At 71.6% G+C, this 24792-nt stretch carries 19 protein-coding genes; 2 read left to right on the plus strand and 17 right to left on the minus strand.

Annotated elements, in window-relative coordinates; translation table 11 throughout:
- Window positions 1-3: 3 nt before the first annotated feature.
- From ELQ40_RS10910 to ELQ40_RS10925, 4 genes are read right to left on the minus strand one after another with little or no spacing between them, the layout of a single operon-like run.
- Entirely contained in the window at window positions 4-1023 is a 1020-nt protein-coding gene (locus tag ELQ40_RS10910) for a MoxR family ATPase (protein WP_127793711.1), read from the minus strand.
- Window positions 1020-1511 carry a pantetheine-phosphate adenylyltransferase gene (gene coaD / locus ELQ40_RS10915; RefSeq protein WP_127793712.1) on the minus strand — a complete coding sequence of 164 codons (492 nt, stop codon included), beginning with the start codon at window positions 1509-1511 and terminating at the stop codon, window positions 1020-1022. Before coaD ends, ELQ40_RS10910 begins: the two co-directional genes overlap by 4 nt.
- A 50-nt stretch (window positions 1512-1561) precedes the next feature.
- Window positions 1562-3745, minus strand: a complete 2184-nt coding sequence (locus tag ELQ40_RS10920; protein ID WP_127793713.1) for an ATP-dependent DNA helicase RecG — start codon at window positions 3743-3745, stop codon at window positions 1562-1564.
- Window positions 3738-4625 (minus strand): hypothetical protein, encoded by an 888-nt coding sequence (locus ELQ40_RS10925; RefSeq protein ID WP_127793714.1) that lies wholly within the window; start codon window positions 4623-4625, stop codon window positions 3738-3740. The genes ELQ40_RS10920 and ELQ40_RS10925 overlap by 8 nt, the downstream gene beginning before the upstream one ends.
- Before the next feature lie 52 nt (window positions 4626-4677).
- Between ELQ40_RS10925 and rsmD the strand changes: the two genes are divergently transcribed.
- Window positions 4678-5277, plus strand: a complete 600-nt coding sequence (gene rsmD, locus ELQ40_RS10930) for a 16S rRNA (guanine(966)-N(2))-methyltransferase RsmD (protein WP_127793715.1) — start codon at window positions 4678-4680, stop codon at window positions 5275-5277.
- Here the strand turns inward: rsmD and thiL are convergent.
- Window positions 5247-6236 (minus strand): thiamine-phosphate kinase, encoded by a 990-nt coding sequence (thiL, locus tag ELQ40_RS10935; protein WP_127793716.1) that lies wholly within the window; start codon window positions 6234-6236, stop codon window positions 5247-5249. The two genes, rsmD and thiL, sit on opposite strands and share 31 nt — an antisense overlap.
- A 24-nt stretch (window positions 6237-6260) precedes the next feature.
- On the opposite strand from thiL, the gene ELQ40_RS10940 reads away from it, so the two are divergent.
- Window positions 6261-6776, plus strand: a complete 516-nt coding sequence (locus ELQ40_RS10940) for a DUF3515 family protein (protein WP_127793717.1) — start codon at window positions 6261-6263, stop codon at window positions 6774-6776.
- Here the strand turns inward: ELQ40_RS10940 and ELQ40_RS10945 are convergent.
- The 12 genes from ELQ40_RS10945 to ELQ40_RS11000 form a co-directional block, all read right to left on the minus strand.
- Entirely contained in the window at window positions 6766-7506 is a 741-nt protein-coding gene (locus ELQ40_RS10945; RefSeq protein ID WP_127793718.1) for a hypothetical protein, read from the minus strand. The genes ELQ40_RS10940 and ELQ40_RS10945 overlap by 11 nt on opposite strands.
- Entirely contained in the window at window positions 7503-8594 is a 1092-nt protein-coding gene (locus ELQ40_RS10950) for a D-alanine--D-alanine ligase family protein (protein ID WP_127793719.1), read from the minus strand. The genes ELQ40_RS10945 and ELQ40_RS10950 overlap by 4 nt, the downstream gene beginning before the upstream one ends.
- A complete protein-coding gene (locus ELQ40_RS10955) occupies window positions 8494-9621 on the minus strand; it encodes an NAD(P)H-dependent glycerol-3-phosphate dehydrogenase (RefSeq protein WP_240665746.1) in 1128 nt (375 codons plus the stop codon). Before ELQ40_RS10955 ends, ELQ40_RS10950 begins: the two co-directional genes overlap by 101 nt.
- Window positions 9618-10466, minus strand: a complete 849-nt coding sequence (locus ELQ40_RS10960; RefSeq protein WP_205649321.1) for a 1-acyl-sn-glycerol-3-phosphate acyltransferase — start codon at window positions 10464-10466, stop codon at window positions 9618-9620. Before ELQ40_RS10960 ends, ELQ40_RS10955 begins: the two co-directional genes overlap by 4 nt.
- Window positions 10463-11833 carry a UDP-N-acetylglucosamine 1-carboxyvinyltransferase gene (gene murA / locus ELQ40_RS10965; protein WP_127793720.1) on the minus strand — a complete coding sequence of 457 codons (1371 nt, stop codon included), beginning with the start codon at window positions 11831-11833 and terminating at the stop codon, window positions 10463-10465. Before murA ends, ELQ40_RS10960 begins: the two co-directional genes overlap by 4 nt.
- Window positions 11834-11853: 20 nt before the next feature.
- The gene (leuD, locus tag ELQ40_RS10970; RefSeq protein ID WP_127793721.1) at window positions 11854-12453 is read right to left on the minus strand and encodes a 3-isopropylmalate dehydratase small subunit; all 600 of its coding nucleotides are present in this window, start codon (window positions 12451-12453) and stop codon (window positions 11854-11856) included.
- 2 nt (window positions 12454-12455) lie between these two features.
- The gene (leuC, locus tag ELQ40_RS10975; RefSeq protein WP_127793722.1) at window positions 12456-13937 is read right to left on the minus strand and encodes a 3-isopropylmalate dehydratase large subunit; all 1482 of its coding nucleotides are present in this window, start codon (window positions 13935-13937) and stop codon (window positions 12456-12458) included.
- A 123-nt stretch (window positions 13938-14060) separates the two neighbouring features.
- Complete coding sequence (locus tag ELQ40_RS10980; protein ID WP_127793723.1) at window positions 14061-14699, minus strand: FHA domain-containing protein; 639 nt, start codon at window positions 14697-14699, stop codon at window positions 14061-14063.
- A gap of 10 nt (window positions 14700-14709) precedes the next feature.
- Window positions 14710-17064 (minus strand): transglutaminase domain-containing protein, encoded by a 2355-nt coding sequence (locus ELQ40_RS10985; RefSeq protein WP_127793724.1) that lies wholly within the window; start codon window positions 17062-17064, stop codon window positions 14710-14712.
- Window positions 17061-18362 carry a DUF58 domain-containing protein gene (locus ELQ40_RS10990; RefSeq protein ID WP_127793725.1) on the minus strand — a complete coding sequence of 434 codons (1302 nt, stop codon included), beginning with the start codon at window positions 18360-18362 and terminating at the stop codon, window positions 17061-17063. The genes ELQ40_RS10985 and ELQ40_RS10990 overlap by 4 nt, the downstream gene beginning before the upstream one ends.
- Window positions 18359-19327 carry a MoxR family ATPase gene (locus ELQ40_RS10995; protein WP_164863544.1) on the minus strand — a complete coding sequence of 323 codons (969 nt, stop codon included), beginning with the start codon at window positions 19325-19327 and terminating at the stop codon, window positions 18359-18361. The genes ELQ40_RS10990 and ELQ40_RS10995 overlap by 4 nt, the downstream gene beginning before the upstream one ends.
- Before the next feature lie 64 nt (window positions 19328-19391).
- A complete protein-coding gene (locus ELQ40_RS11000; RefSeq protein WP_127793726.1) occupies window positions 19392-24746 on the minus strand; it encodes an Ig-like domain-containing protein in 5355 nt (1784 codons plus the stop codon).
- Window positions 24747-24792 lie beyond the last annotated feature (46 nt).

A 24792-nucleotide genomic window follows, 5' to 3' on the forward strand; every position in this document is an offset into this window, starting at 1 on the left:
CGTTCAGGCCCTTCTGGCGCTTCCGAGCGGAACGGCGGTCGCCGCGACGATACGCCGGACGATGCCGTCGACGAGCGGGCCGCCGTCGCGGTCGTGCGCCCCGAGCGCCCGGCTCGTCGGCACCAGCCGGTGGCCGAGCACGGGCACCGCGAGCGCGTCGACGTCGTCCGGCAGCACGAAGTCGCGGCCGTGCATCGCGGCGTGCGCCTTGGCCGCACGGATCAGCTGCAACGTGGCACGGGGGCTCGCGCCGAGGCGCAGTTGCTTGTCGTTGCGGGTCGCGCGGGCGAGCTCGACGGCGTACTCCTTCACCGGTTGCGCGGTGAAGACGTGATGCACGGCCCGGATCATCGAGCGCAGCTCGTCGAGGGTGACCACCGGCGCGAGCGCGTCGAGCGGGCTCGCGGTCTCTCGCATCGACAGCATCGACAGTTCGTCGCGCGCATCCGGGTAACCCATCGAGACCCGCGCCATGAAGCGGTCGCGCTGCGCCTCGGGCAGCGGGTAGGTGCCCTCCATCTCGACCGGGTTCTGCGTGGCGACCACCGTGAACGGATGCTCGAGGCGGTGCGTCCGACCGTCGGCGGTGACCTGCTTCTCCTCCATGCACTCGAGCAGCGCGGACTGCGTCTTCGGGCTCGCCCGGTTGATCTCGTCGCCGATGACGAGGTTGGCGAACACCGGACCCGGCTTGAATTCGAACTGCCGGGTCGACTGGTCGAACACGGAGACCCCGGTCACGTCGCTCGGCAGCAGGTCGGGCGTGAACTGGATGCGGTTGACCGTGCAGTCCACCGATCGGGCGAGCGCCTTCGCGAGCATGGTCTTGCCGACACCGGGAACGTCCTCGATGAGCAGGTGCCCCTCGGCGAGCAGCACCGTGAGCGCCGAGGTGATGGCCTCGCGCTTGCCGCTGATCACCGTCTCGACGTTCTGCACGACGCGGGCCGCGCGCGCGCCCACCTCGTCGATCGACATCTGCGGAGCGGATGCCTCGGCCGGGCGCGCGGCGGTGTCGCTCATGCCGTGCGCACCCCCGCGAGGTATTCGGCGACGACGCCGGGTACGTAGGGTGCCACGTCGCCGCCCAGGGCGGAGACCTGGCGCACGAGCGAACTCGACACGTACGCGTTCGCGGGGTCGGGAAGGAGGAACACCGTCTCGACGCCGGCGAGGTCGCGGTTGACGATGGCCATCGGCGTCTCGTAGGCGACGTCGACCTGCGAGCGGATGCCCTTCACGAGGACGCTCGCTCCGACGTCGGTGCAGTAGTCGACCAGCAGGCCCATGCTCCAGGAGGCGACGACCACGTTGCCGGCGACGCCGGCGTCGGCGACCGCCTGCTCGATGAGCGACACGCGCTGCGCGATCGGCAGCAGGGCGTTCTTGTCGGGGTTGTGGACGACGACGACATGGAGTTCGTCGTACAGCCCGGCGGCGCGCTCGATCACATCGAGATGGCCCTTGGTGACGGGGTCGAACGAGCCGGGGACGACGGCGATCCGCTGCATGCGTCCAGCGTAATGCCGACCGGGCACGACGAAAGGGGTACGGCCGACTCTCAGCCCTTGCTCAGGTACCCGCTGGCCTCGTCGTCGAGGCGACGGCGCACGGCCGCGTCGAGCGCCGGATGCGCGGCCAGGGTCGGATCGTCGTCGACCACAGCGCTCGCGTACCCCCGAGCCTCGGTGATGAGGTCGCCGTCGCGTGCGACCCGGAGGAGCCGGAGCGAACTGCGTCCGCCGGACTGCGTCGCGCCGAGCACGTCCCCCTCCCGGCGCAACTCGAGATCGACGCGAGCGAGCTCGAACCCGTCGAGCGTCGCCGCGACCGCCTCGACGCGTTCGAGGGCGACCGAACCGGGCTCCGCGTGCGTCACGAGCAGGCAGAGGCCGGGCACGCCGCCACGACCGACGCGGCCGCGCAGCTGGTGGAGCTGCGAGACGCCGAACCGATCGGCGTCGACGACGACCATCACGCTCGCGTTCGGCACGTCGACGCCGACCTCGATCACCGTCGTCGCGACGAGCACGTCGATCTCGCCGGCCGCGAACGCGCGCATCACGCGGTCCTTCTCGTCGGCCGCCATGCGGCCGTGCAGGAGCTCGACGCTGCGCCCGTCGAACCGCGGGTGCGCGACGAGCTCGGCGTGGACCTCGACCACGGATGCGCCGGGCCTCGGCTGCTCGTCGTCGACGTCGTCGGGCATGGTCTCGCCGTCGTCCTCGAGCGCCTTCGGGTCGATCGCCGGACAGACCACGAAGCCCTGGCGACCGAGGTCGAGCTCCTCCGCGAGCCGGTCCCACACGCGCGGCCGCCATCCCGGTCGGAGTGCGAGGGGCACGACGTGCGTCTCGATGCCCGCGCGGCCGGCGGGGAGCTCCGTGATGGTCGAGATGTCGAGGTCGCCGAAGACGGTCATCGCGACGGTCCGCGGAATCGGGGTGGCCGTGAGCACGAGCACGTGCGGCTGTTCGCCCTTGGCGCGAAGCGCCTCCCGCTGCTCGACGCCGAACCGGTGCTGCTCGTCGACGACCACGAGTCCGAGATCGGCGAACGAGACCTTCTCGCCGATCAACGCGTGCGTGCCGACCACGATGCGCGCCTGTCCGGCGGCGACCCGCAGCATCGCCCTGCGGCGGTCCTGCGCGCCGAGCTGGCCGGTCACGAGGGTGGGCACGAGCTGTGCGGCCAGGTCGGGGCCGAGCATCTTCGCGATGGAGCGCAGGTGCTGGCCGGCGAGCACCTCCGTGGGCGCCAGCAGGGCGGCCTGGCCGCCCGCGTCGACGACCGCGAGCATCGCCCGCAGCGCGACGAGCGTCTTGCCGGAGCCGACCTCGCCCTGCACCAGCCGGTTCATCGGGTGCGCCTGCGCCAGGTCGGCGGTGATCTCGGCGCCGACGGCGACCTGGTCGCCGGTCAGCGCGAACGGCAGGGCTGCGTCGAACCGGGCCAGCGTCCCGTCGTCGGTCGCGCGTCGGGGCATCGCCGGCCTCGTGCGCATCTGCGCGCGGCGTTGGAGCAGCGCCGTCTGCAGCACGTACGCCTCCATGAACCGCAGCGTCCGCCGTGCCCGCTTCCAGTCCGACTCGCGCTCTGGGCGGTGCACGAGGCGCAGCGCCTCGCGGAATCCCGCGAGCGACGACTCGGCGCGCACGTCGACCGGCACCGGGTCGTCCAGCTCGCCCAGACCGTCGAGCAGGAGCTCGATCGACTTCGCGAGCTGCCAGCTCGCGAGCGTCGACGTCGCCGGATAGATCGCGATCGGCGACTCCGCCCATCGCTTCGCGGCGGCATCCGTCTGCGGCCCCTGGTCTTCGAAGAGCTCGTAGTCGGGATGCGCGAGCTGGCGGTTGCCGCGGTAGTCGCCGACCTTGCCGGCGAAGATCCCGCGCCGACCGGGTCGCAGGTCGTTCTCGCGCCACTTCTGGTTGAAGAACGTCAGCGTGAGGATGCCGGTTCCGTCGGAGATCTTCGCCTCGAGGATCGACCCGCGGCGCTGGCGCATCTCGCGCACCCGCACCTCGAGCACGTCCGCGACGATCGTGACGTTCTCCCCGAGGGGCAGCTCCGCGAGCGCGGTCAGCTCGCCGCGCAGTGCATACCGGCGGGGATAGTGCGCCAGCAGGTCTCCGACGGTGCGGTACCCGAACGCCCGCTCGATCGCCTGCGCGGTGCGCCCGCCGAGCGCGCCGGTCAGCCGGGTGTCGAGCGTGAACGACCCGGATGCCTCGGCCTCAGCCATCGGCCTCGGCGCGGGCGGCGGTGAGCGCGTCGATCTCGCCGGCGACCCAGGCATCGTCGGGGGCGGCCCGTGCGAGCTCGCGCTGCAGGTCGAGCGCCTCGTCGACCCGGCCGAGCGTGCGCAGCGCCCGGCCCACCGCCCACCGGGTCACGTGCTGCTGCTTCGCCGTGCCGTAGCGGTCGGCGAACTCGACGGCGAGCTCGAACTGCTCGAGTCCGGCCGCGGCGTCGCCGCCGTCGTGCAGCGTCCAGCCCAGGTTGTTGTGCAGCGCCACGCCCCAGCGGCGGACCCGGGGGTCGCGGTCCGCCGCGATCACCGCGAAGCCCTGTTCGGCCCATTCGCGCTCATGGCCGGTGTCGGCCAGCGCGAGCACGTGCAGGGCGTCGAGCGCGAGGAACGCACTTCCGGCGTGCACGGCCTCGCGGACCGCCCGGGTCAGCTCCGGCAGTGCGTCGTCGAGGCGCTGGGCGGCGGCGAGGATGCGACCGCGCTCCAGTGCGATCCGGGCGCGCACCTCGGACCGCTCCGCGTCCGCGGCGTCGTCGCCGGCGTCATCCGCTTCGCCCTGCGACTGCGACCTGACCCCGCCGGCGTGGTCCTCGTGCCGCGTCGCGGCGCCCTCGTCGAGCTCGGTCTCGACGGCGTCGAGCACCGCGAGGCCCTCGTCGTGGCGGCCCTGGAGGCCGACCGCCCGGGCGAGCTGCGTCGCGAGCGCCTGGCGCACGTGCGACGACCACTCGTCGTCGTCGGCGGCCTCGCGGAACCGCTCCTCGCTGCCCGCGGGATCGGAGAAGTCCCACAGGCGGTCGATGACGTGCTGCTCCCCCTCGTGTTCGTGACGGGACGGATCGGCGTACAGGGCGTCGGTCGAGGCATCCACTCCTCCATCATGGCAGCGCCGCCCGACACGGATGCCTTAGGCTTCCGACGTCATGACCCGCATCATCGCCGGAGCCGCAGGCTCGCTCACCCTGCAGGTGCCCCGCGCCGGCACCCGGCCGACGAGCGATCGGGTCCGCGAGGCGGTCTTCTCGGCGCTCGACGCGCGCGACGTCGTCGACGGCGCATCGGTGCTCGACCTCTTCGCCGGCTCCGGAGCGCTCGGCCTGGAGTCCGCGAGCCGCGGGGCATCCGACGTCGTGCTCGTCGAGCGCGCGAAGCAGGCCGCGGCGATCTGCCGGCGCAACGCCGACGCCGTCGAGCGCGCGATCGCCCGCGACGGCGGCGCGCGGGCGCGTGTCCGGGTCGTCGCCCAGTCGGTCGCGTCGTACCTCGAGCACGCCGCCGGGCCGTTCGACGTCGTGTTCATCGATCCGCCCTACGACCTCGATGAAGCCGAGCTCACACGCGCGCTGACGCTGCTCGCGCCGCTCCTGCGCGACGACGCGACGGTCGTCGTCGAGCGCGGATCGCGCTCGCCCGAGCCCGCCTGGCCCGACGGCATCGTGCTCGACCGGCGGCGGGCGTACGGCGAGACCGTCCTGTGGTGGGCGAGGGCCGATCAGCCCGCGCGACCGTCCCAGCCCGAATAGGGGTCCCAGCCCAGCGCGTCGGCGGGGACGCCGTCGACGAGCACGCGGCCGCTACCCGCGACGACCCGACCGACCTCCTCGAACGGCTCGGGCAGTGTCGCGTCCGACGGGAACGCGGCGAGCAGGCCGTGGTCCTCGCCGCCGGCGAGCGCGACCCGCGCGTCCGGGCCGAGCCGGTCCGAATCGAAGTCGAGGTCGACGCCGCTCGCGCGTGCGATGCGCAGCGCATCCCTGGCCAGGCCGTCCGAGACGTCGAGCATGGCCGTCGCCCGGGCATCCGCGGCCGCCGTCCCGGCACGCACCGGCGGCCTCGGCGCCAGCTGCGCGGCCACGAGCTCGGGATGCTCGGCGCGCACGCGCGCGGCAGCGGCGGCATCCGGCTCGCCCGAGGCATCCGTCGCGTGCTCGAACAGCAGTGCCAGGCCTCGCGCCGCGTCGCCGCGGACGCCGGCGTGCGCGAGCACGTCGCCGGGCCGTGCGCCCGACCTGAGGACGGGCGTGCGCCCCTCGAGGTCGCCGAACGCGGTCACGGCGATCGTCAGCACCGCCGACGCCGACAGGTCGCCGCCGACCACCCCGGCGCCCGGGGCGAGGGTCGCGAGCGCCTCGCGCAGCCCGTCGGCGAACCCCTCGAGCAGCGCGACGGACGTCGACGGCGGCGCGGCGATCGCGACGACGAGCGCCGTCGGCCGCGCCCCCATCGCGGCGACGTCGGTCAGGTTCGTCGCGGCGGCCTTCCAGCCGAGGTCGAACGGCGTCGACCACGCGAGCCGGAAGTCGGGCCCGTGCACCATCAGGTCGGTCGTCACCACGAACCGGCCGTCGGCCGCGGCAAGGACGGCGGCGTCGTCGCCCGGGCCGACCAGCGCCGCGTCCCCCGACCGCAGACGCGGCAGGATGCGGTCGAGCACCGCGATCTCACCCAGTTCGCCCACCGTCTCGTGCACAGCCTGCTCCATGCCACTCACGGTAGCCTGATCCGGATGCCTCCCCGCCCCCGCACCTCCCGCCGTACCCGGCGCTCCGCCCGCGCGTACGCGATCCTGCTGCCGGCGGTGGCGGCGACCGTCGCCCTCGCGGGCTGCGCGTCGACGGTGTCGCTCGAGCACGCCGAGGATGCCGCCGCCGTCGAGTGCGCCGACGTCGTCGTGCGCCTGCCCGACGTCGTCGCCGAGCAGGCGGAACGCCAGACCGACGCACAGGGCACCGGAGCGTGGGGCGACCCCGCCGCCGTGCTCCTGCGCTGCGGCGTGCCGACCCCCGGGCCGACCGAGGACCGCTGCGTCACCGTCGACGGCGTCGACTGGGTCATCGACGAATCGGATGCCCCGCGTTACCGGTTCACGACCTACGGGCGCACCCCCGCGGTCGAGGTCGTCGTCGACAACGAGATCGTGTCGGGCACGACCGCGATCACCGACCTCGCCAACGCGGTGTCCGTGATCCCGGCGGACGGCGCGTGCACGACCGTGACCGATCCGGCCGACGTCACGCCCTGACGGCGGCCGGGCGTTCGCGGCCCCGGGCCTCGTCCTCGAGCGCACGCGCGAGGTCGTCCACGAGCGACAGCAGTCGGATCCAGGTCTCGGGTGCGGCGAGGTCGAACGGCATCCATCGATAGACGAACAGCCGGTCGTCGACGACCTCGAGGCCGAGCGGCTCCTCGGCTTCGAGCCTCGCGAGCATCGCCGGCTCGAACACCGCGCGCTCCACGATCGATCGGGCGGTCGCCGTCGTGCCGATGCGCGCCGAGACCGTGTATCGGCGGTCGAACCCGGGATCGAGCTGCGGTGAACCGAGTGCCACCTCGATCGGATGCGGCAGGCTTCGCCACGCGCGGCCGCGGACCCGCTTCGGGTCGACGAACAGCGCCGGCACCGGTGCGTGCAGCACGGTGGTCGCGTATCCCCATACGAACGGCTCGGAGTCCAGGTACCCGGAGCTGTACCGGTGCGTGCCGACCTCGATCGGGCGATCTCCGCCGAAGGAGACGATGTCGCTGGATCGCTGCAGGATGCCGACGCCGAAGATCCGTCCGGAGCGCACCGGCTCGCGTGCCTCGGCCGCGAACGTGGCACCGTTGACCTCGGCGAATCGTTCGAGCCGGTACTGCGCGATCGCCTCCGCCCGCGCGCGGCGACGCCGCGGGAGCGGCATCCGCGTCGCGAACTCGGCGTCGTCGGCCGCCTCGGTCAGCGGCCCGAACTGCAATGCCGCCGCGAGGCTCACCGCGACCCGCGCGCGACGCCCGACTCGATGAGCTCTGTGATCAGCTCGGGGTAGCTCAGGCCCGTGTTCAGCCAGCAGGTCGGGAACATCGAGATCGGCGTGAACCCGGGCATCGTGTTCACCTCGTTCACGACGAATCCCTCGTCGGTGAGGAACACGTCGACGCGCGCGAGTCCCTCGCCGCCGATCGCGGCGAAGGCACGCGTGGCGACACGCTCGAGTTCGAACGTCTCGCCGTCGCCGAGGTCGGCCGGACAGACCAGTTCGACGCCGGGCGCATCGAGGTACTTCGCCTCGAAGTCGTAGAAGTCACGGCCGGTCACGACGACCTCGCCCGCGACACTCACGCGCGCGGGCTCCCCCGGCCTGCCCTCGAGCACCGCGACCTCGATCTCACGGCCCGTCATCGCACCTTCGACGAGCACGGTGCGGTCCTCCGCGAAGGCGATGTCGAGGGCCGCGTCGAGCTCGGACCAGTCCGCGACCCGCGTGACGCCGACCGAGGACCCGGCGCGGGCCGGCTTCACGAACACCGGCAGCCCGAGCGCGTGGACGCGGCGCTCCCAGAGCTCGCGGTCGGCGTCGAGCGCCGCCCGGGTCAGCGTGACCCACGGGGCGACCTGGAGGCCGGCCCCCTCGAGCACGGTCTTGGTGACGTGCTTGTCCATGCCGATCGCCGATGCGAGCACGCCGTTTCCGACGTACGGGAGGCCCGCGAGCTCGAGCAGGCCCTGGATCGTGCCGTCCTCGCCGAAGCGGCCGTGCAGGATCGGGAACACCACGTCCACGTCGCCGAGCGACCGCTCGCCCGATGCATCCGTCACGGTCAGCTCGCGCGACGACGCCGACGACGGCCAGCGCACGCGCGAACCGTTGTCCACGACCTCCGGAAGGCGCTCGGGGTCGAGGCCGAATCGGGACGGGTCGTCCGACTCGAGCACGAACGCGCCGTCGCGCGTGATCCCGACCGGGATCACCTCGAACCGATCACGGTCGATCGCGCCGAGCACTCCCCCCGCTGTTGCGCAGCTGATCGAATGCTCGCTGGAACGCCCTCCGAACAGCAGAGCCACCCTGAGCTTGTCCATGCTTCGTCCTTTCGCCCTGGGGCTCGTCGTCGGTCGTGAGGTGCGGCGCGATGTCGCGCGGGTCGAGCGTGCCGGCGAGCACCTGGCGCACCTGCTCGACGATGGGCATCGCGACGCCCTTCGCGCGGGCGAGTTCGAGGATCGGCCCCACGGACGCCAGCCCCTCGGTGGTCTGCTGCATCTGCTTCGTCACGTCGTTCAGGCGGTAGCCCTGGCCGAGCAGCCGGCCCGCGGTGTTGTTGCGCGACAGCGGCGACTGGCTGGTCGCGATCAGGTCGCCCAGGCCCGCGAGGCCCGACAGCGTCTCAGGGTGCGCGCCGTGCGCGACCGCGAAGTCGGTCATCTCCACGAGGCCGCGCGTGATGATCGACGCCTTCGTGTTCTCGCCGTATCCGGCGCCGTCGACGATGCCGATCGCCACGGCGATGAGGTTCTTCAGCACGCCCCCGAACTCCGTGCCGATCACGTCGGTGTTCACGAACGAGTGGAAGTACGCGTTCCGCGAGACGGATGCCACCGCCTGCGCGGTCTCGAGACTCGTCGACGAGACGACCGCGGCCGTTGGCTGCTCCTTCGCGATCTCGAGCGCGAGGTTCGGCCCGGAGATCACCGCGATCTGCTCCTCGTCGATGCGCAGCACCTCGTGGATGACCTCGCTCATGCGAAGCCCCGACGACTTCTCGACGCCCTTCATGAGCGACACCACCGTCGCCTGAGCGCCGAGGTGCGGTACGACGAGCTTCAGGTTGTCGCGCAGCGACTGGCTCGGCACCGAGACGTACACCTGCTCGGCGCCGGCGAGCGCCAGGTCGAGGCGGCTCGTCGCACGCAATGAGATGGGCAGGTTGATCCCGGCGAGGTAGTCGCTGTTGCGCTTGGCCTCCTGGATCTCACGGGCGAGCTCGGGCCGCCGCGCCCAGATCACGACGTCGGCGCCGCCGTCGGCGAGGATCTTCGCGAACGTGGTGCCCCAGCTGCCGGCGCCGAGCACGGCCACACGGCGACCGTGGCGCTGCTGCTTCCTCACCGCGCGCTCCCCGCATCGCCGGTCGCCCGGTCGGGGGCCTGATCGGCGGCCTTGCCGGCCGCGTCGTCCATGCGGCCGGTCTCCTTCTGGCCGTGGACCACCGGGTCCCAGCGCTCGGCCGGCGGCTCCTCGCCGCGCAGCTCGCCGACGAGCGCGGCGATCGCATTCATCACGTCGGCCGTCGCGGCCGTGAGCAGCGCCGGATCGAGCGGCTTGCCGCGGTACGCCGAGAGATCGACCGGGTCGCCGATGATGACGTCGATCGTCTTGCGCGGGAACGGGTGGATCTTCTTGCCGTAGCGCGGCATCAGCTCCTGCGTGCCCCAGTGCGCGGCGGGGATGACCGGGATGCCCCGCTCCAGGGCGATGCGCACCGCACCGGTCTTGCCGCGCATCGGCCACAGGTCGGGGTCGCGGGTGAGCGAGCCCTCCGGGTAGACGACGACCATGCGCTGCTTCTCGACGAGCTCCTCCGCGGCGCGGAGCGCCTGGTGGCCGTTGCTGCCCGCGCGTTCGACCGGGATCTGCCCCGACGTCCGCAGGAACCACCCGACCACCGGGATCTTGAACAGCGACGCCTTGGCGAGGAATCGCGGCAGGCGCTTGAGCTTCCAGGACGCCACGCCCATGACCAGCGGATCGATCTCGCTGTAGTGGTTCGGGGCGAGCACGAACGCACCCGTGCTCGGCAGCGGCCGGCCGTGGAACCGGAACTTCACCATGACCGTGAACGGCGGGATGATCAGGCCGGCGAGCACCCAGAAGAAGCTCGGACGGCCGGTCTCGGTGCGGACCTTGCCCGTCGGAATCGGGGCGGGTTGGTCGGGTGAGACCTCGCCGGTCATGCTTCGAGCTCGAAGTCGGCCCCGAGGAGCTCGAGCTTCGTGATGAAGTTCTCGTATCCGCGGGCGATGATGCCGACGTTCGACACGGTGGAGCGGCCCTCGGCCGTCAGCGCGGCGATGAGGTGGCTGAACCCGCCGCGCAGGTCGGGAACCTCGATGTCGGCGCCCCGAAGCTGCGTCGAGCCGCCCGAGATCACCGCGGAGTGCTGGAAGTTGCGCTGGCCGAACCGGCAGGCGTGACCGCCGAGGCACTCCTTGTGCACGTCGATCGACGCACCCATCTCGACGAGCGCGTCGACGAAGCCGAACCGCTGCTCGTAGACGGTCTCGTGCACGATCGACACGCCCTTGGCCTTCGTCAGCGCGATCACCAGCGGCTGCTGCCAGTCGGTCATGAAGCCCGGGTGCACGTCGGTCTCGATGATGACGGGCTTGAGCTCTCCACCGGGGTGGAAGAAGCGGATGCCGTCCTCCTCGATCTCGAACGCCCCGCCGACCTTGCGGAAGACGTTGAGGAACGTGAGCATCTCGGGCTGGCGCGCGCCGCCGACGAAGATGTCGCCCTCGGTCGCGAGCGCCGCGGCCGCCCAGCTCGCCGCCTCGTTGCGATCGAAGAGCGCGCGGTGCGTGTACCCCTGCAACTGGTCGACGCCCTCGATGCGGATCACCCGATCGGTCGCGACGGTGATGATCGCGCCCATCTTCTGGAGGATGTTGATGAGATCCATGATCTCGGGCTCGATCGCCGCGCCCGACAGCTCGGTGATGCCCTCGGCGAGGACGGCGGTGAGCAGGACCTGCTCGGTCGCCCCGACGCTCGGGTACGGCAGCGCCACCTTGGCGCCCTTCAGGCCGGTCGGCGCCGACATCCGGATGCCGCTCGGCAGCTTCTCGACGATCGCGCCGAAGTTGCGCAGCACCTCGAGGTGGTAGTCGATCGGACGGTCGCCGATGCGGCAACCGCCGAGGTCGGGGATGAACGCCTCGCCGAGGCGGTGCAGCAACGGCCCGCAGAACAGGATCGGGATGCGGCTGGATCCGGCGTGCGCGTCGATGTCGGCCATGTGGGCCTGCTCGACCGCGGCAGGGTCGAGGATGAGCTCTCCGTCGGCGCCCTCGGTCACGCGGACGCCGTGCACCTCGAGGAGCCCGCGAACGATGCGGACGTCGCTGATGTTCGGAACGTCCTTGAGCACGCTGGGGCTGTCCCCGAGGATCGCCGCGACCATCGCCTTGGTGACGAGGTTCTTGGCGCCCTTGAGTTCGATCCGACCGCGGAGCGGCTTCCCTCCGTTGATCGTGATCCGGTCGACCGGGAGGCCGACCGCCGATCCGTGCTGCTTGGCGTCGTCCACGAGTGTGTTCACAGGCTCCCTGGTTCCTCCTGCTACCGGCGGACCGGGAGCGTCTTGGGCCGCCAGGCCTCACGATGGGTTTCGAATTCGGCGATGGCGTCGGCATCTCGGAGCGTCAGGCCGATGTCGTCAAGACCCTCCAACAGCCGCCACCGAGTGTAGTCGTCGATGTCGAATTCCACCGTCAGCGACCCGGCGCTCACCGTCCGTGCAACGAGGTCGACCGTCACCGGTATTCCCGGATCGGCCTCGATCACGGCCCACAGCCGTTCGATGTCCTCGTACGCGACCTGCGCCGCGAGCAGGCCCTGCTTGCCCGAGTTCCCGCGGAAGATGTCGCCGAACCGCGACGAGATCACGACCTGGAAGCCGTAGTCGCGCAGCGCCCACACGGCGTGCTCGCGGCTGGACCCGGTCCCGAAGTCCGGGCCGGCGATGAGCACCTTCGCGCCGGCGTACGCCGGGTCGTTCAGGATGAACTCCGGGTCCTGGCGCCAGCCGTGGAAGAGCGCATCGTCGAAGCCGGTCTTCGTGACCCGCTTGAGGAACACGGCGGGGATGATCTGGTCGGTGTCGACGTTCGAGCGGCGCAGCGGCACCGCGACGCCGGTGACGGTCGTCAGCTTCTCCATGGTCAGTTCCCCTCCGCGATCGCGCCGACGGTCTCTCGGGACTGTTCGAGGTCCCACGGGCTCGACAGCGTGCCGCGGATCGCAGTCGCCGCGGCGACGAGCGGCGACACCAGGTGCGTGCGTCCGCCCTTGCCCTGCCGGCCCTCGAAGTTGCGGTTCGAGGTCGACGCGCATCGTTCGCCGGGCGCGAGCTGGTCGGGGTTCATGCCCAGGCACATCGAGCAGCCCGCGAAGCGCCATTCCGCGCCGAACTCCTCGAACACCTTGTCGAGCCCCTCCGCCTCGGCCTCGAGTCGGACGCGGGCCGATCCGGGCACGACCATGACGCGCACGCCCTCGGCCTTCTGCTGTCCCTTGACGATGGACGCGAACGCCCGCAGGTCCTCGATGCGGCTGTTCGTGCACGAACCCATGAAGACCGCGTCGACCGGGATCTCCTTGAGCGGCGTGCCGGGAGCCAGGTCCATGTAGTCGAGCGCGCGTTCGGCCGCGGCGCGCTCGTGCGGGTCGGCGATCGACGCCGGGTCGGGCACGGCCTCGCTCAGCGAGACGCCCTGGCCCGGGTTCGTGCCCCAGGTGACGAACGGTTCGAGCGCATCCGCGTCGATGTCGACGTGGGCGTCGAACACGGCGCCCTTGTCGGTCGCGAGCGTGCGCCAGTACGCGACCGCGTCGTCCCAGTCGGCGCCCTCGGGTGCGTGCGCGCGTCCGCGCAGGTACTCGAACGTCGTCTCGTCGGGCGCCACCATCCCGGCGCGGGCACCCGCCTCGATGGACATGTTGCAGATCGTCATGCGACCGTCCATCGACAGGGCGCGGATCGCGCTGCCGCGGTACTCGAGCACGTAGCCCTGACCGCCGCCGGTCCCGATCTTCGCGATGACCGCGAGGATGATGTCCTTCGCGGTCACGCCCGGGCGCAGCGTGCCCTCCACGTTGATCGCCATCGTCTTGAACGGCTTGAGCGGCAGGGTCTGCGTGGCGAGGACGTGCTCGACCTCGCTCGTGCCGATGCCGAACGCCATCGCGCCGAAGGCGCCGTGCGTCGACGTGTGCGAGTCGCCGCACACGACGGTGATGCCGGGCATGGTGAGGCCGAGCTGCGGCCCGACCACGTGGACGATGCCCTGCTCGGCGTCGCCGAGCGAGTGCAGGCGGATGCCGAACTCGGCCGCGTTGCGGCGGAGCGTCTCGATCTGGGTGCGACTGGTCAGGTCGGCGATCGGCTTGTCGATGTCGATGGTCGGCGTGTTGTGGTCCTCGGTCGCGATCGTCAGGTCGGGCCGGCGGACCGGGCGGCCGGCCATGCGCAGGCCGTCGAAGGCCTGCGGGCTCGTGACCTCGTGCACGAGGTGCAGGTCGATGTAGATGAGGTCGGGCGTGCCGTCCTCGCCCTTCTTCACGAGATGGTCGTCCCAGACCTTCTCGGCCAGCGTCCGGGGACGGGCGGGCTGGGCGGGACGTGATGCATCAGCGGCGTTCATGCGGATTTCTTCCTCGGGGTCAAGTCAGGTTCAGCCGTCGACGGACTCCGCGGCGGGGAAGGCCTAGGACGAGGCCCCGCCGCGGCACCGAAGGAGAAGTCGACGCGCGCGCATTGGTACAGGCTACACCGTCGCGCGGGGCGTCCCCGTCACGAGCAGCGCGAACTCCCCGAGCAGGAGGATGTCGTTCGGCGCGACGAGCGCGGCGCCCCCCGGTGGCAGGTCGACGACGCGGCCGTCGGCGTATTCGACCCGGACGCCGTTCGTCGACCGCAGATCGGTGACGAGCAGCGCGCGGCCGTCGGGTTCGACGAGGGCGTGGGTCTTCGACACGGTGCGGGCCGGGTCGTCGACGACGACCGCCGCCACGGCACCCGATGCGCGACGTACGTCGGGCGTCCGACCGAGCACCGTTCGCGATGAGATCTCGATGCCGTGTCCGGTGCGATCGACGAGCCGCCAGCCGATCACCGGGACGGGGCCCGTGGGCGGCGCGGGTCGGCCCTGCGCCGGAGCGGACGATGTGGGCGCGGACGGCGTGGGCGCGGCCGGCGGCGGCGCAGCCGGCGTCGCGGCGGGCGGAGGACCGGGTCGGGGGGCCGCGGGCAGCGTGTTGGGCGGCATCGCGTGCGGCGGCGGCGTGAACGTGGGCAGCGCGCGCTCGACGCGCCGCGGTGCCTGCCTGACCGTCTCGGCCGGTTGCTCCGCCGGAGCGGCCGGGATGAGGCCGGGCGGCGGCTCGATGAAGTCGGACCCGTTCACGACCGTCACTCTACCGAGAGTCGCGCCGATCCGTCCGGCGGTCGCCCGACCCGGGCCCTTCCGACCGACGCCGTGCCTTCCGTGCCGCCCGCGCACGCTTCGAGATGCGGTACCGACTCACGAAGCGCCGGAACCTGCCGGTGGCCGCGGCGATCGCGGCGGCCGCGGCATCCGCTTCGCTCCACCGCTGCCTGACGGTCTCGTCGGCGACGTCGCGCCCGGAGAAGACGTCGTCGTCCACGGCGATCGCGAGCGGCGTGAGGGTCCGAGCCTGCTCGCCGAGGCCCTGCTCCCCCGCCTGGCGCTCGAGCACTCCGGCGATCTGGCGACGGCTGCCCCGCGCAGGAGGTTCGAAGCCGAGCTCGGCGTAGCGGTCGACGATCTCCTCCCACGCGCCGGCCGCGCTGCGGTCGCCGCCTGCCCCGAACCTCCGCCGGCGACGGCCGCGCTTGGCGAGGGCGACGAACAGCATCGGCAGGAAGATGATCGCCAACGGGATGCCGACGCTGCCGGCCGTGACCCACACCCAACCCGGGATCTGGAACGGGCGATCCGGGTCGTCCTCGTCGGTCTCGTCGATCTCGACGGTCGACAGCAGGTCGTCCTCGACGGCCTCGTTGCGCGGCGGCTGGCGCACCTGCGGTTGCGGCTCGCTCTTCGGGCGCGGCGTCTGCTCCTGCGGCACGTCGACCTGCTCGGGGGTCGGCACGAACGGGATCCACCCGACGCCCTCGAACGGCACCTCGACCCACGCGGTGACGTCGCCGCCGAGCACCTCGACCTCGTCGGCGCCCTCGGAGACCTCGGGTGCGAAGCCCATCACGACGCGGGCGGGGTAACCGAGGCTCCGGACCATGAGGGCCATCGCGGTCGCGTACTGCTCCTCGTCGCCGACCATCTCCGACCGGGTGAAGAGCTCGATGAGCCGATCTGCGCCGTGCCCGGCGCGCGACGGCACCGAGTCGGACGCCAGGCCGTGGCTGAGGAATCCGTTGGTCTTCAGCCCCTGCTCGATCGCCCGGATCTGCTCGATCGCGCTGGGCTGATCGGCGGCATACTCCTCGGCCTTCGCGGTCACCACGTCGGGGACGTCCTCAGCAGCGGGCAACTCGACCAGGGCGACCGGCGTGTCGATCAGCTCCTCGTCGTCGGGCACCCGCTGCATCTTCGCGGTGAACTCGTACCGGGCCCCCTCACCGAACCCGCTGGTGAGCACCGCGGTGCCGGTGTCGGCGCTGTATCGCAGGTCGCCCGACTGCTCGGCGGTGCCGGCGTCGACGAGGCGCATCCGGTCGCCGTAGCCGACCATGGGCATCCAGACATCGTCGTAGCCGAGCACCTCGACGTCGATCGCCCGCCCGGAACCCAGGTCGGCGAGGGCCGGTTGTGGCAGCGTCTCGCCGACGATCGCGTAGCCGCCGTCGACCGCGTCCTCGGGCCCGGCGACGGTGTACAGCCGCCCGGTGTACGCGTCCATCGAGGCGAGGCGGATCCGGTCGCCCGGCTCCAGCCCCGTGATGGAGAACACCGGCTCCTCGACGAGGTCCTTCGTGTAGTGGCGGAAGCCCGCGAGCGGGCTGGGGAACTCTCGCGCGTCGAACGGCGGCACGACCTCCTCGCGGAGGACGAACCGGTCGGATGCCGCGGGTGCCCACGCGAGCCCCGCCACGGCGCCGATCACGACCGCGCCGCCGACGACCGCGGTCGCCCCGCCGACACGCCGCACGACGAGACGCCGGTCGCCCTGGCCCTCGGTCGCGATGTTCCCGCCGCGGCGGGAAGCGAGCCACAGGAGCGCGATCACCGCGAAGGCGATGCCGCGAACTGCAGCGAGGAACGCCTCATCGGTGCCGAGCAGGATGCCGGAGACGTAGAGCACGATCGGGCCGACCAGCAGCACCGCGGCCCGGAGGACCGACCGCCGCTTCGGGAGCCAGCGCAAGACGAGCATGCCGCCGACGAGCGACACCACCCACGTCGCGACGTACGGCACGGCGGCCACGTAGTACGGCGCCTCCACCGGCGTGCCGATCGTGACGATGTCGGCCCAACCGTAGACCGCGCCGAGCGCGAGCCCCGACAGCGAAGCCAGGCTCGGCAGGACGAACACGATGCCCTCGGCGGGCATGGTGAACGGCGTGCCGAGGAGGAAGTACGCCGCGAGTCCGACGAGCACGGTGTTGAGCACGCTCAGGCGGAAGAGGCTGCCCGCGACGGCCGCGGCAGTGCCGACGAGCAGCCCGCCGACGGCTGCGAGCAGGAAGTCGGCGTCACCGAAGCTCGTCTCGTAGCCCAACACGGCGAGCAGCGACAGCGCGGAGAGCACGCCGAGGTCGGCGTAACTGCGTCCCGGGATGCGGTTCACGGCTTCACCCGCCTCACGACGGCCGGGAGTTCGCCCAGTTCGCCGATCGTCGCGACCGGAGCATTGCCGGTCCGACCGATCCGCGCATCGGCGCCGCGGTCGGCGCGGAACACGAACAGCTGGGCATCCGAGGGCAGCACGGTCTCGACCGCGCGGATCTCCGCGAGCGGCACCGCCGAACCGACGACGAGCATGACGACGCTCGCCGCGGGGGTCCGGCGCAGGACCTCGCGCGCGAACGTCCGCACGACGGTCGACGACTTCGACGGCTCGATCCGGCACGAGTCGTCAAGCAGCGAGATCGCCGTGTTCGTGCGCAGGTTGAACTGCTCCGTCGCGGCAGTGGCGGTCGTGCCGTCGCGCACGATCTGCACGCCGAGCGACGCGAAGATCGACACCGCCAGCTCGAACTCGTCGTCGTCGACATAGTGCTCGGCCGAGGTCACCTGCAGCAGCACGAGCTCGGAGCGCCGGGTCTCCTCATATTGGCGCACCATGAGCCGGCCCGTTCGCGCGGAACTGCGCCAGTGCACGTTCCGCAGCGGGTCGCCCGGCTCGTACGCGCGCAGCGCGTGGAACGAGATGTCGTGGTCGGTGATCGTGCGGGTGACCTCGCCCTCGAGGTCCTTCACGAGTCCGGCTGCGGACGGCTTCAGCCGCGCGGTGCGGGGGTGCACGAAGAGCTCGACCGGCTCGCTCCACCGAACCGTGCGCCGGAGCAGCCCGAGCTGATCGCCGCGCACCGAGATCGCGGGCCCGGCGACGATCACCGCCCGGTGCTCGGTCGGCACGGCGAAGAGCTCCTCGTGCTCGGCCGCCGGCGGGATCGCAGGCAACTGGAAGACGGCGAGGCCGTCGCCGACGGGCAGTTCCATGCGCGACGGCAGCGAGGGACTCGTCGCGTCGTTGACGACCGTCAGCCGCCCGAGCGCGCGCTCCCCGGCGACGACGCGCCGCGGCTGGAGCTCGACGCCGACGCGGTACCGCATCCGACCGAAGACGAACGGCACGGCGATCAGCACGGCGCCCAGCAGCGTCGCGGCGAGGAAGGCGAACTCGACCCAGTCGAGCACGACGGCGAGGATCGCCGCGCCGAGCGCGGCCGCGAGCACGAGCCATCCGATCACCGAGACGACGCCGGTGACGGGTTCGGTGAACGCCGCGACCCGGCGGCCGACGCTCGCGACGGCGCCGCCCGCGGATCGCAGGGCGTCGGAGGCCGAACGGCCCACGGTTCGGAGCGCGATCCGCCCCTGCGAGACCGGTGCCGGGGTGGGGCGCTCGTCGGTCGCCGTCATGCCGCCCGGTACGCGGGCGGAGCGACCTGTTCGATCGCGCGCGACACGATGTCGGCCGCGGTCGTCCCGGTGAACTCTGCCTCGGGGTCGACGATGACGCGGTGCGAGAGCACCGGCAGCGCGAGCTCGCGCACGTCGTCAGGGGTGACGTACGTGCGGCCGTGGGCGATCGCCCAGGTCTTCACCGCGCGCGCGAGCGCCAGCGCGCCGCGCATGCTGACGCCGAGCGCGGCGTCGGGATGCTCGCGCGTCGCCGCGACGAGGTCGTTCAGGTACTCGACGACGGCCTGGTCGACGTACACCTCGCTCGCGAGCTGCGACATCGTCGAGATCGAGCTCGCCGCGATGATGGGCGTGATGCCGGCGGCGCGCGATCGGTTGGCCGAGTCGAGCAGCACCGCGACGGACGTCTGCCGGTCGGGATATCCGAGCGAGGTCTTGATGAGGAACCGGTCGAGCTGCGCCTCGGGCAGCGAGTACGTGCCGGCCTGCTCGATCGGGTTCTGGGTCGCGATGACCATGAACGGCTGGTCGACGTCGTAGCCGACGCCGTCGACCGTGACGCGCCCCTCCTCCATGACCTCGAGCAGCGCCGACTGGGTCTTCGGGCTCGCACGGTTGATCTCGTCGGCGAGCACGATCGACGCGAAGATCGGGCCGCGGTGGAACTCGAACCGGCCCTGCGACTGGTCGTAGATCGTGACGCCGGTGACGTCGGACGGCAGCAGGTCGGGCGTGAACTGCACGCGCGAATTCGTGCCGTCGATCGTGTTGGCGAGCGCCTTGGCGAGCACGGTCTTGCCGGTGCCGGGCACATCCTCGAGCAGCACGTGGCCGCCCGACAGCAGTGCCGTGAGCACGAGCGAGATCACGTCGCGCTTGCCGAGGATCGCCTGGTCGATGTTGTCGACGAGCTTGCCGAAGGCGTCCTGGAACCAGGCCGCCTGCTCCTGGGTCACTGCCATGTCTGCTCCTTGGTCGTTGGGGTGTCGGGCTGGTCGTCGGCGTTCGTACGGTCGGACGCGTGCGTCACCAGGTGTTGTAGGGGATGGCGTTCCACTGGGCGCCGCTGATCTCGCCGAGGGTGCGCGAGGTGCCGCCGCTGACGGCGTCGAACCGCACCGCGATGTTCTGGTTTCGGATGCCCAGGTGGTTCAGGAGCTGCAGCTGGCCGCTGGCACCGATCGTCACGGTCTGGCGATAGCCGCAGCACGCCGAACCGCCCGCGAGCGCATAGACCTGGTAGGTACCGGGGTCCATGTTCTGCCAGGTGATGCGGACCTCGGCGCACCCGCCGCCGCCCGAGTCGCAGGACCGGCTCGGCCCCTTGCCGATGCGGCCCGAGGGCACGGGCGGGGGCGGGTTCTGCACGTTGATCGAGGCAGACGTCGTCGAGCTGTCGTTGCCACCGCCGTTCCGGGCGAACACCTGGACGGTGTGGTTGCCGGCACCGATGCCGCTCCACGACTTCGCGGTGCCGGTCACCCAATCGCAGGAGCCGCCGTCGATGCAGACCCGGTACTGGAGGCTGCCGCCGCCGTCTTGGGACGGTGCGGTCCAGTCGGCGCGGATCGTGGTCGGGGCGTCGCCGCCCTTGCTGAGACTCAGGCTGCGCGGCGGGCTCGGGGTGCCCCATGGCGTGACGGTATTGGAGGCCTGCGAGACCGCACTCCACCCGATCTGGTTCTTCGCGCGGACCGTGAAGGAATAGGCGGTGCCGTTCCGAAGTCCCTCGATAGTCTGCGCGGTACCGGCCGCGGACGCGCCGAATGGCTTCGAGCCGCCGCTCCAGACGACCTCGTAGTCGGTGATCGGCGAGTTGTTGTTGGCGGGGGGATCCCAGCGGACGCTCGCCGAGCCGTCGCCGGGTGTCGCAGACGGACGGGTGGGCGTGTCCGGAGCGTCGCGCACGACCACGTCGATCCGCCCCTGCGCCTGCCGTGCCGGATCCTTCGTGCCGTCCTCGATGCGGTAGATCACGCTGAGGTTGCCCGTGAACGCCGAGCCCGTGCGCACCGTCACGTTGGTCGCGGTGAAACTCACCGTCGCGTTCGCGCCGACGCTCGCCTGATCGATCTCGGCGCCGATGACGCGCAGCGGCACGCCGTCCTGCTCGAACGGGTTGAAGTCGTTGTCGAGTACGGGCACGACCTCCGAGTCGCCCCGCGTCATCTCGATCCGCCCCGTGTTCGGGTCGTCCACGGCCCGTGCCTTCGCACGTGTCGAGGAGACGACCTTGACGTCGACGTAGCCGGGCACCGTGAACTCGTTGAACTGCAGGTCGAACGTGATCCGGGTCGACGCTCCCGGCTGCACCCCGAGCGGCGCGGAGACCTCGAGCGTGGCGCCGTCGACGATCGACGCCTCGATCTCCGCGGTGGTTCCCGCGAGGTTCGTGTAGGTCACCTTCTGGATGTTGTCGGGGTTCGGCTGGTCGGTCATCTGCCGCAGGTCGAGCTGGAGCGGCGCCTCGCCGGCCTCGATGGTCTCGCTTCGGGGCGTGAACGTCGGCGCGACGTCGTCGAATTCGGGGTCGCCGACGGTGATCGGCACCGTGAGGATCGCCTTGCGCCCGACGGGGTCGTCGGCGCCGTTGCCGTCGGTCACCTCGAACGTGAGGGTCGCCGGCCCCCGGTAGTCGGTCTCGGGCTGGTACCGCAACTGCGTCGCGCTGATGAACGGGTCGGATCGGCTGTTCGACGCCGACGCCGAGAGCACGGTGGCCGGCTTACCCGAGGGCACCTCGACGAGCTCGTCGACCGACCACTCGATGCTGCCGTTCATCGGCACGATGATCTCGGCGAGGTCCTTCAGGTGCGGAGCCGGGAACTTCGCGCGTTCCTCCGCCTGGAGCTCCTCCTGCGTCTTCGGACGCTGGGTCTCCTCGGTGACCGAGTCGTCCTCGCCGTCGGGTACCGGCGGCACGATGATGAACGCCATCGCCGACAGGTCGTCGAGCTCGTTCGTCAGCCGGAAGGCGACCGCGTAGCGCTTGCGGCCCGGCTCCACCGAGATCGTGCCGTCGGCCGCGACGTCGGCACGCCCGGCGTTGGGCCCCTCGACCGACACCGCGAGGTCCTCGACGAGACCGCCCGGGTTCGTCGCGTCCTTCAGCGGGTCGATCACGATCGCCTCGCCCGACGCGACCTGCTCGGGCTCGATGACCTGGTCCTCGGCCGTCGGCGGCTGGATCACCGCGTCCTCGCTCACCGCGATCTGCACGAACGCCGAGTCGGTGCCGCCGTGCCCGTTCGTGATGTCGTACCGGAGCGTGTAGGCGCCCTCGCCCTCGGGCGCCGTCACCACCACGCGTCGCTTCGACCTGATCTCGGCCTCGATGCCGTCGTCGACCTCGGGCAGGTCGGCGACGCTCAACGGGTAGCCGTTGGGGTCGGTGTCGTTGAGCAGCACCTCGACGCCCACCGTGCGGCCGGGCTTCATCTCGATGACGTCGTCGACGGCCTTCGGCGGCAGCTGGGTGGCCGGACGCGGAACGACGCCGATGCGGATCGTGCCGACGGCCGTCGCGCCCTCGGCATCCTCGAGTTCGTACGCGAAGGTGTCGGTGCCGGTCGAGCCCTCGAAGGCCTGATAGGTGAACGACGTGCTGGTGCGCTCGACGATGCGTCCGTAGGACGGCGCGCTCACGATGTCGCGAAGTCGCACCGAGTCGCCGTCGGGGTCGAGTCCGTCGAGCGGGACGTCGATCTTGACGGCGGATCCCTCGAAGGTCCGCGACGTGAGCGGGATCGGCTGCGGCGCCTGGTTCTCGCCCTCGGCGCCGAGCACGGTGATCGTCAGCGTCGCCCGCGCGATCTGCTCGAAGTCGTCGGTGATCGTGTAGACGAGGGTCTGGTTGCCCGGCGTCTCGGGGGCCTGGAAGCGGATCGTCTCGCCGTCGGAGAAGCCGAGTCCGCCCTGCACGCCGGTCTGGTCGAGGTCCGCGGAGAGGTACAGCTTCGAGGCATCCGGGTGGTAGTCGTTGTCGAGCACCGGGACGGTGACGATGTCGCCGGCCCGCACGATGGCCGTGTCGTCGAGCGCGACCGGCGGTTGGTGCTTGACCAGCGGCGGCACCGGAACGACCGTCACCGTGGCCGTCGACGTGGCCGCGCCGTCCGAGATCGTGTACTCGAACTGCAACTGGCGGTCGATGGCCTCGGACGCGCTCACCCGGGCGACCGTGTTCGTGATGAGCTCGACCGAGACGAGTCCCTCGGTGGCGGTGTCGTCGAGCGACTGCACGCCGATGACCCTGCCCGACGGCGAGACGTCGTTGGCCAGGAGCGGCACCGACACCGGTTCACCGGGGCGGAGGTACGCGGTGTCGCCCACGGCGATGGGCGGCGGCGCCTCGGCCGGCGGATCGACGACCTGCACGCGGATGAGCCCGACGCTCACCTTGTCTCCAGCGCCGAGGTCGTAGAGGAAGACGTACTCCCCCGCCGTGTCGGTCGAGAACGTGACCGTGCCGCGCTCCGTGTTCGTCGTGACGTTCGCGTCCGCCGGCGCATCCTGCAGGCCGAGGAGTTGGAGCGGCGCCCCCGACGGACTCAGGTCGTTGTCGAGCGGCTCGATGACGACCGGCGTCGCGCGGAACGTCTGGACGTAGTCGGGCGTGCCGACGGGGTTCAGGGAGCCTGCGGTCTGCACGTCGACCGTGAACGTGCCGGTCGCGCTCGCGGTGCCGTCGGAGACCGTGTAGACGATCTCCTTGAGGCCCAGCTCGGCGGACTTGTGCTCGAAGGTGATGTAGCCATCGGGGCTCGCGCGCACGACGTCGCCGCCCGTCGGCGAGGCGTCGACGAGGTAGACGTCGTCGCCGTCGGGGTCGTTCCAGTCGGCGAGGAGGTTGTAGCCGACGTGCTGGCCCTGCTCGACCGCGACGGCGCTCTCGCGCAGCAGCACGGGGGCCGCGTTCTCGGTCGGCGGCACGATGCGCAGGTTCACGGATGCCTCGGCGACGCCGCCGCGACCGTCGTCGACGGAGTACCGGAACGATGTCGTGCCCGCGGCGCCGTCGACCGGGGTGAACTGCAGCGCACGACCGCCGTCGATCAGGTCGAGGCGCCCGGCGGCCTCGGGGATGCCGGTCGTCGAAGCGATGGTCAGCACGTCGCCGTCGGGGTCGGTGTCGTTCTCGAGGACCTCGACCACGGTGCTGCGACCGGGGCGCACCCCGTACTCGTCGTCGTTCGCCGTCGGCGGGCGGTTCTGGTCGGTGCGCTCGGCGAGCGTGTCCTCGAAGGTCTGGCGCGAGCTCTTCTCGTCGCCCTCGAGCTCGTCGCTCTCCTCGGGCGGGGTGACCTCGTCCCAGTTGTCGACCAGGCGCAGGTCGGAGTCGACGAGCCAGGCGTCGCCGTTCGCGAGGTTGTTCAGGGCGATGACGTCTCGATTGACGCGGAACTCGAGCCGCCCGCCGCTGGTCGACTGCTCGAGGTCGACGCCGCGCGGCTCCTCGCCGTCGCACACGGCGAGGTAACGGCCGACATCGGCCCATGCGCCGTGCGCGCAGTCGCCGAGTCGCACCGGGGCTGCCGGTCCGCCCTCGCCGGAGCCCGTGCCCTCGTGCGGGATCTCGGTGATCTCGCCGCCGAAGCCCACCTCGAGCAGGCCCGACTGCGTGGCCACGAGGGCGTCGTCGCGCTCGGGACCGGACTGCTGGAGGCGCAGCCCCTCCTCCGGCAACTCGATCGGCTTGCCGTCGACGACGAGCGCGTTCGCCTCCTCGTCCAGCACGACCGCGCGCTCGCCCACGGCGGCCAACTGGTGGTCTTCGAGCGCACCGCCGAGCGAGCTGAGCGTCACCTCGTCGGACCCGCGGTCGAGTCGGACGAGCACGCCGTCCTCGGCGTTCGCCGCGAAGACGGTGCCCTCGGAGCTCACGGCGACCTCGCCGCCCTCGCCGACCTCGACGTCGGGGTCGGTACCGCGCCAGTCGAACGCGAGGTCGCCCTGCGTCGACACGCGCCACAGTTCGCCGTCGGGCGAGAGCACCGCCAGCACATCGCCGCCGTAGGCGATCTGCGAGGCGGGCGGCACGTCGATGCGTTCGACGAGCGTCGTGAACGACGGGTCGACCCGCTCGACGAAGCCGCCGGCCGGGTCGTGGATGAAGACGTCGTCGCCGTGCTGGAACACGTTCGACTCGCTCGAGCTGGTCGCGACGGCCGCGTCGAGCTCCTCGATCTGGCGGTTCAGGCGACCCGAGAGCAGGTCCTGCGAGTTCGTGACCCATACGTCGCGCACGCGCAGGTCGGGATCGGTGACCGGGAAGCCCTGGTGCAGGATCGCGATGCCGATGGGCACTCCGGCGAGCACGGCGATCGCCGTCGCGGAGGCGATGGTCTTGCGTGCCGGAAGGCGAGACGTGAAGAATCCCATCCGTCTCCCCAGTTCACCAGCGCGTTCGAGTCACGGTCGGGTCGGG

The sequence above is a fragment of the Agromyces sp. LHK192 genome (assembly GCF_004006235.1).
Lineage (GTDB): Bacteria > Actinomycetota > Actinomycetes > Actinomycetales > Microbacteriaceae > Agromyces.

Excerpts from the sequence above, each read along its gene's own strand:
- leuC (WP_127793722.1), bottom strand. The coding sequence starts at position 13,937 with ATGAACGCCGCTGATGCATCACGTCCCGCCCAGCCCGCCCGTCCCCGG.
- ELQ40_RS10960 (WP_205649321.1), bottom strand. The coding sequence starts at position 10,466 with ATGACCGGCGAGGTCTCACCCGACCAACCCGCCCCGATTCCGACGGGC.
- coaD (WP_127793712.1), bottom strand. The coding sequence starts at position 1,511 with ATGCAGCGGATCGCCGTCGTCCCCGGCTCGTTCGACCCCGTCACCAAG.
- ELQ40_RS11000 (WP_127793726.1), bottom strand. The coding sequence starts at position 24,746 with ATGGGATTCTTCACGTCTCGCCTTCCGGCACGCAAGACCATCGCCTCC.
- ELQ40_RS10995 (WP_164863544.1), bottom strand. The coding sequence starts at position 19,327 with ATGGCAGTGACCCAGGAGCAGGCGGCCTGGTTCCAGGACGCCTTCGGC.
- ELQ40_RS10940 (WP_127793717.1), top strand. The coding sequence starts at position 6,261 with ATGCCTCCCCGCCCCCGCACCTCCCGCCGTACCCGGCGCTCCGCCCGC.
- ELQ40_RS10990 (WP_127793725.1), bottom strand. The coding sequence starts at position 18,362 with ATGACGGCGACCGACGAGCGCCCCACCCCGGCACCGGTCTCGCAGGGG.
- ELQ40_RS10950 (WP_127793719.1), bottom strand. The coding sequence starts at position 8,594 with ATGGACAAGCTCAGGGTGGCTCTGCTGTTCGGAGGGCGTTCCAGCGAG.
- ELQ40_RS10920 (WP_127793713.1), bottom strand. The coding sequence starts at position 3,745 with ATGGCTGAGGCCGAGGCATCCGGGTCGTTCACGCTCGACACCCGGCTG.
- thiL (WP_127793716.1), bottom strand. The coding sequence starts at position 6,236 with ATGGAGCAGGCTGTGCACGAGACGGTGGGCGAACTGGGTGAGATCGCG.
- leuD (WP_127793721.1), bottom strand. The coding sequence starts at position 12,453 with ATGGAGAAGCTGACGACCGTCACCGGCGTCGCGGTGCCGCTGCGCCGC.
- ELQ40_RS10910 (WP_127793711.1), bottom strand. The coding sequence starts at position 1,023 with ATGAGCGACACCGCCGCGCGCCCGGCCGAGGCATCCGCTCCGCAGATG.
- rsmD (WP_127793715.1), top strand. The coding sequence starts at position 4,678 with ATGACCCGCATCATCGCCGGAGCCGCAGGCTCGCTCACCCTGCAGGTG.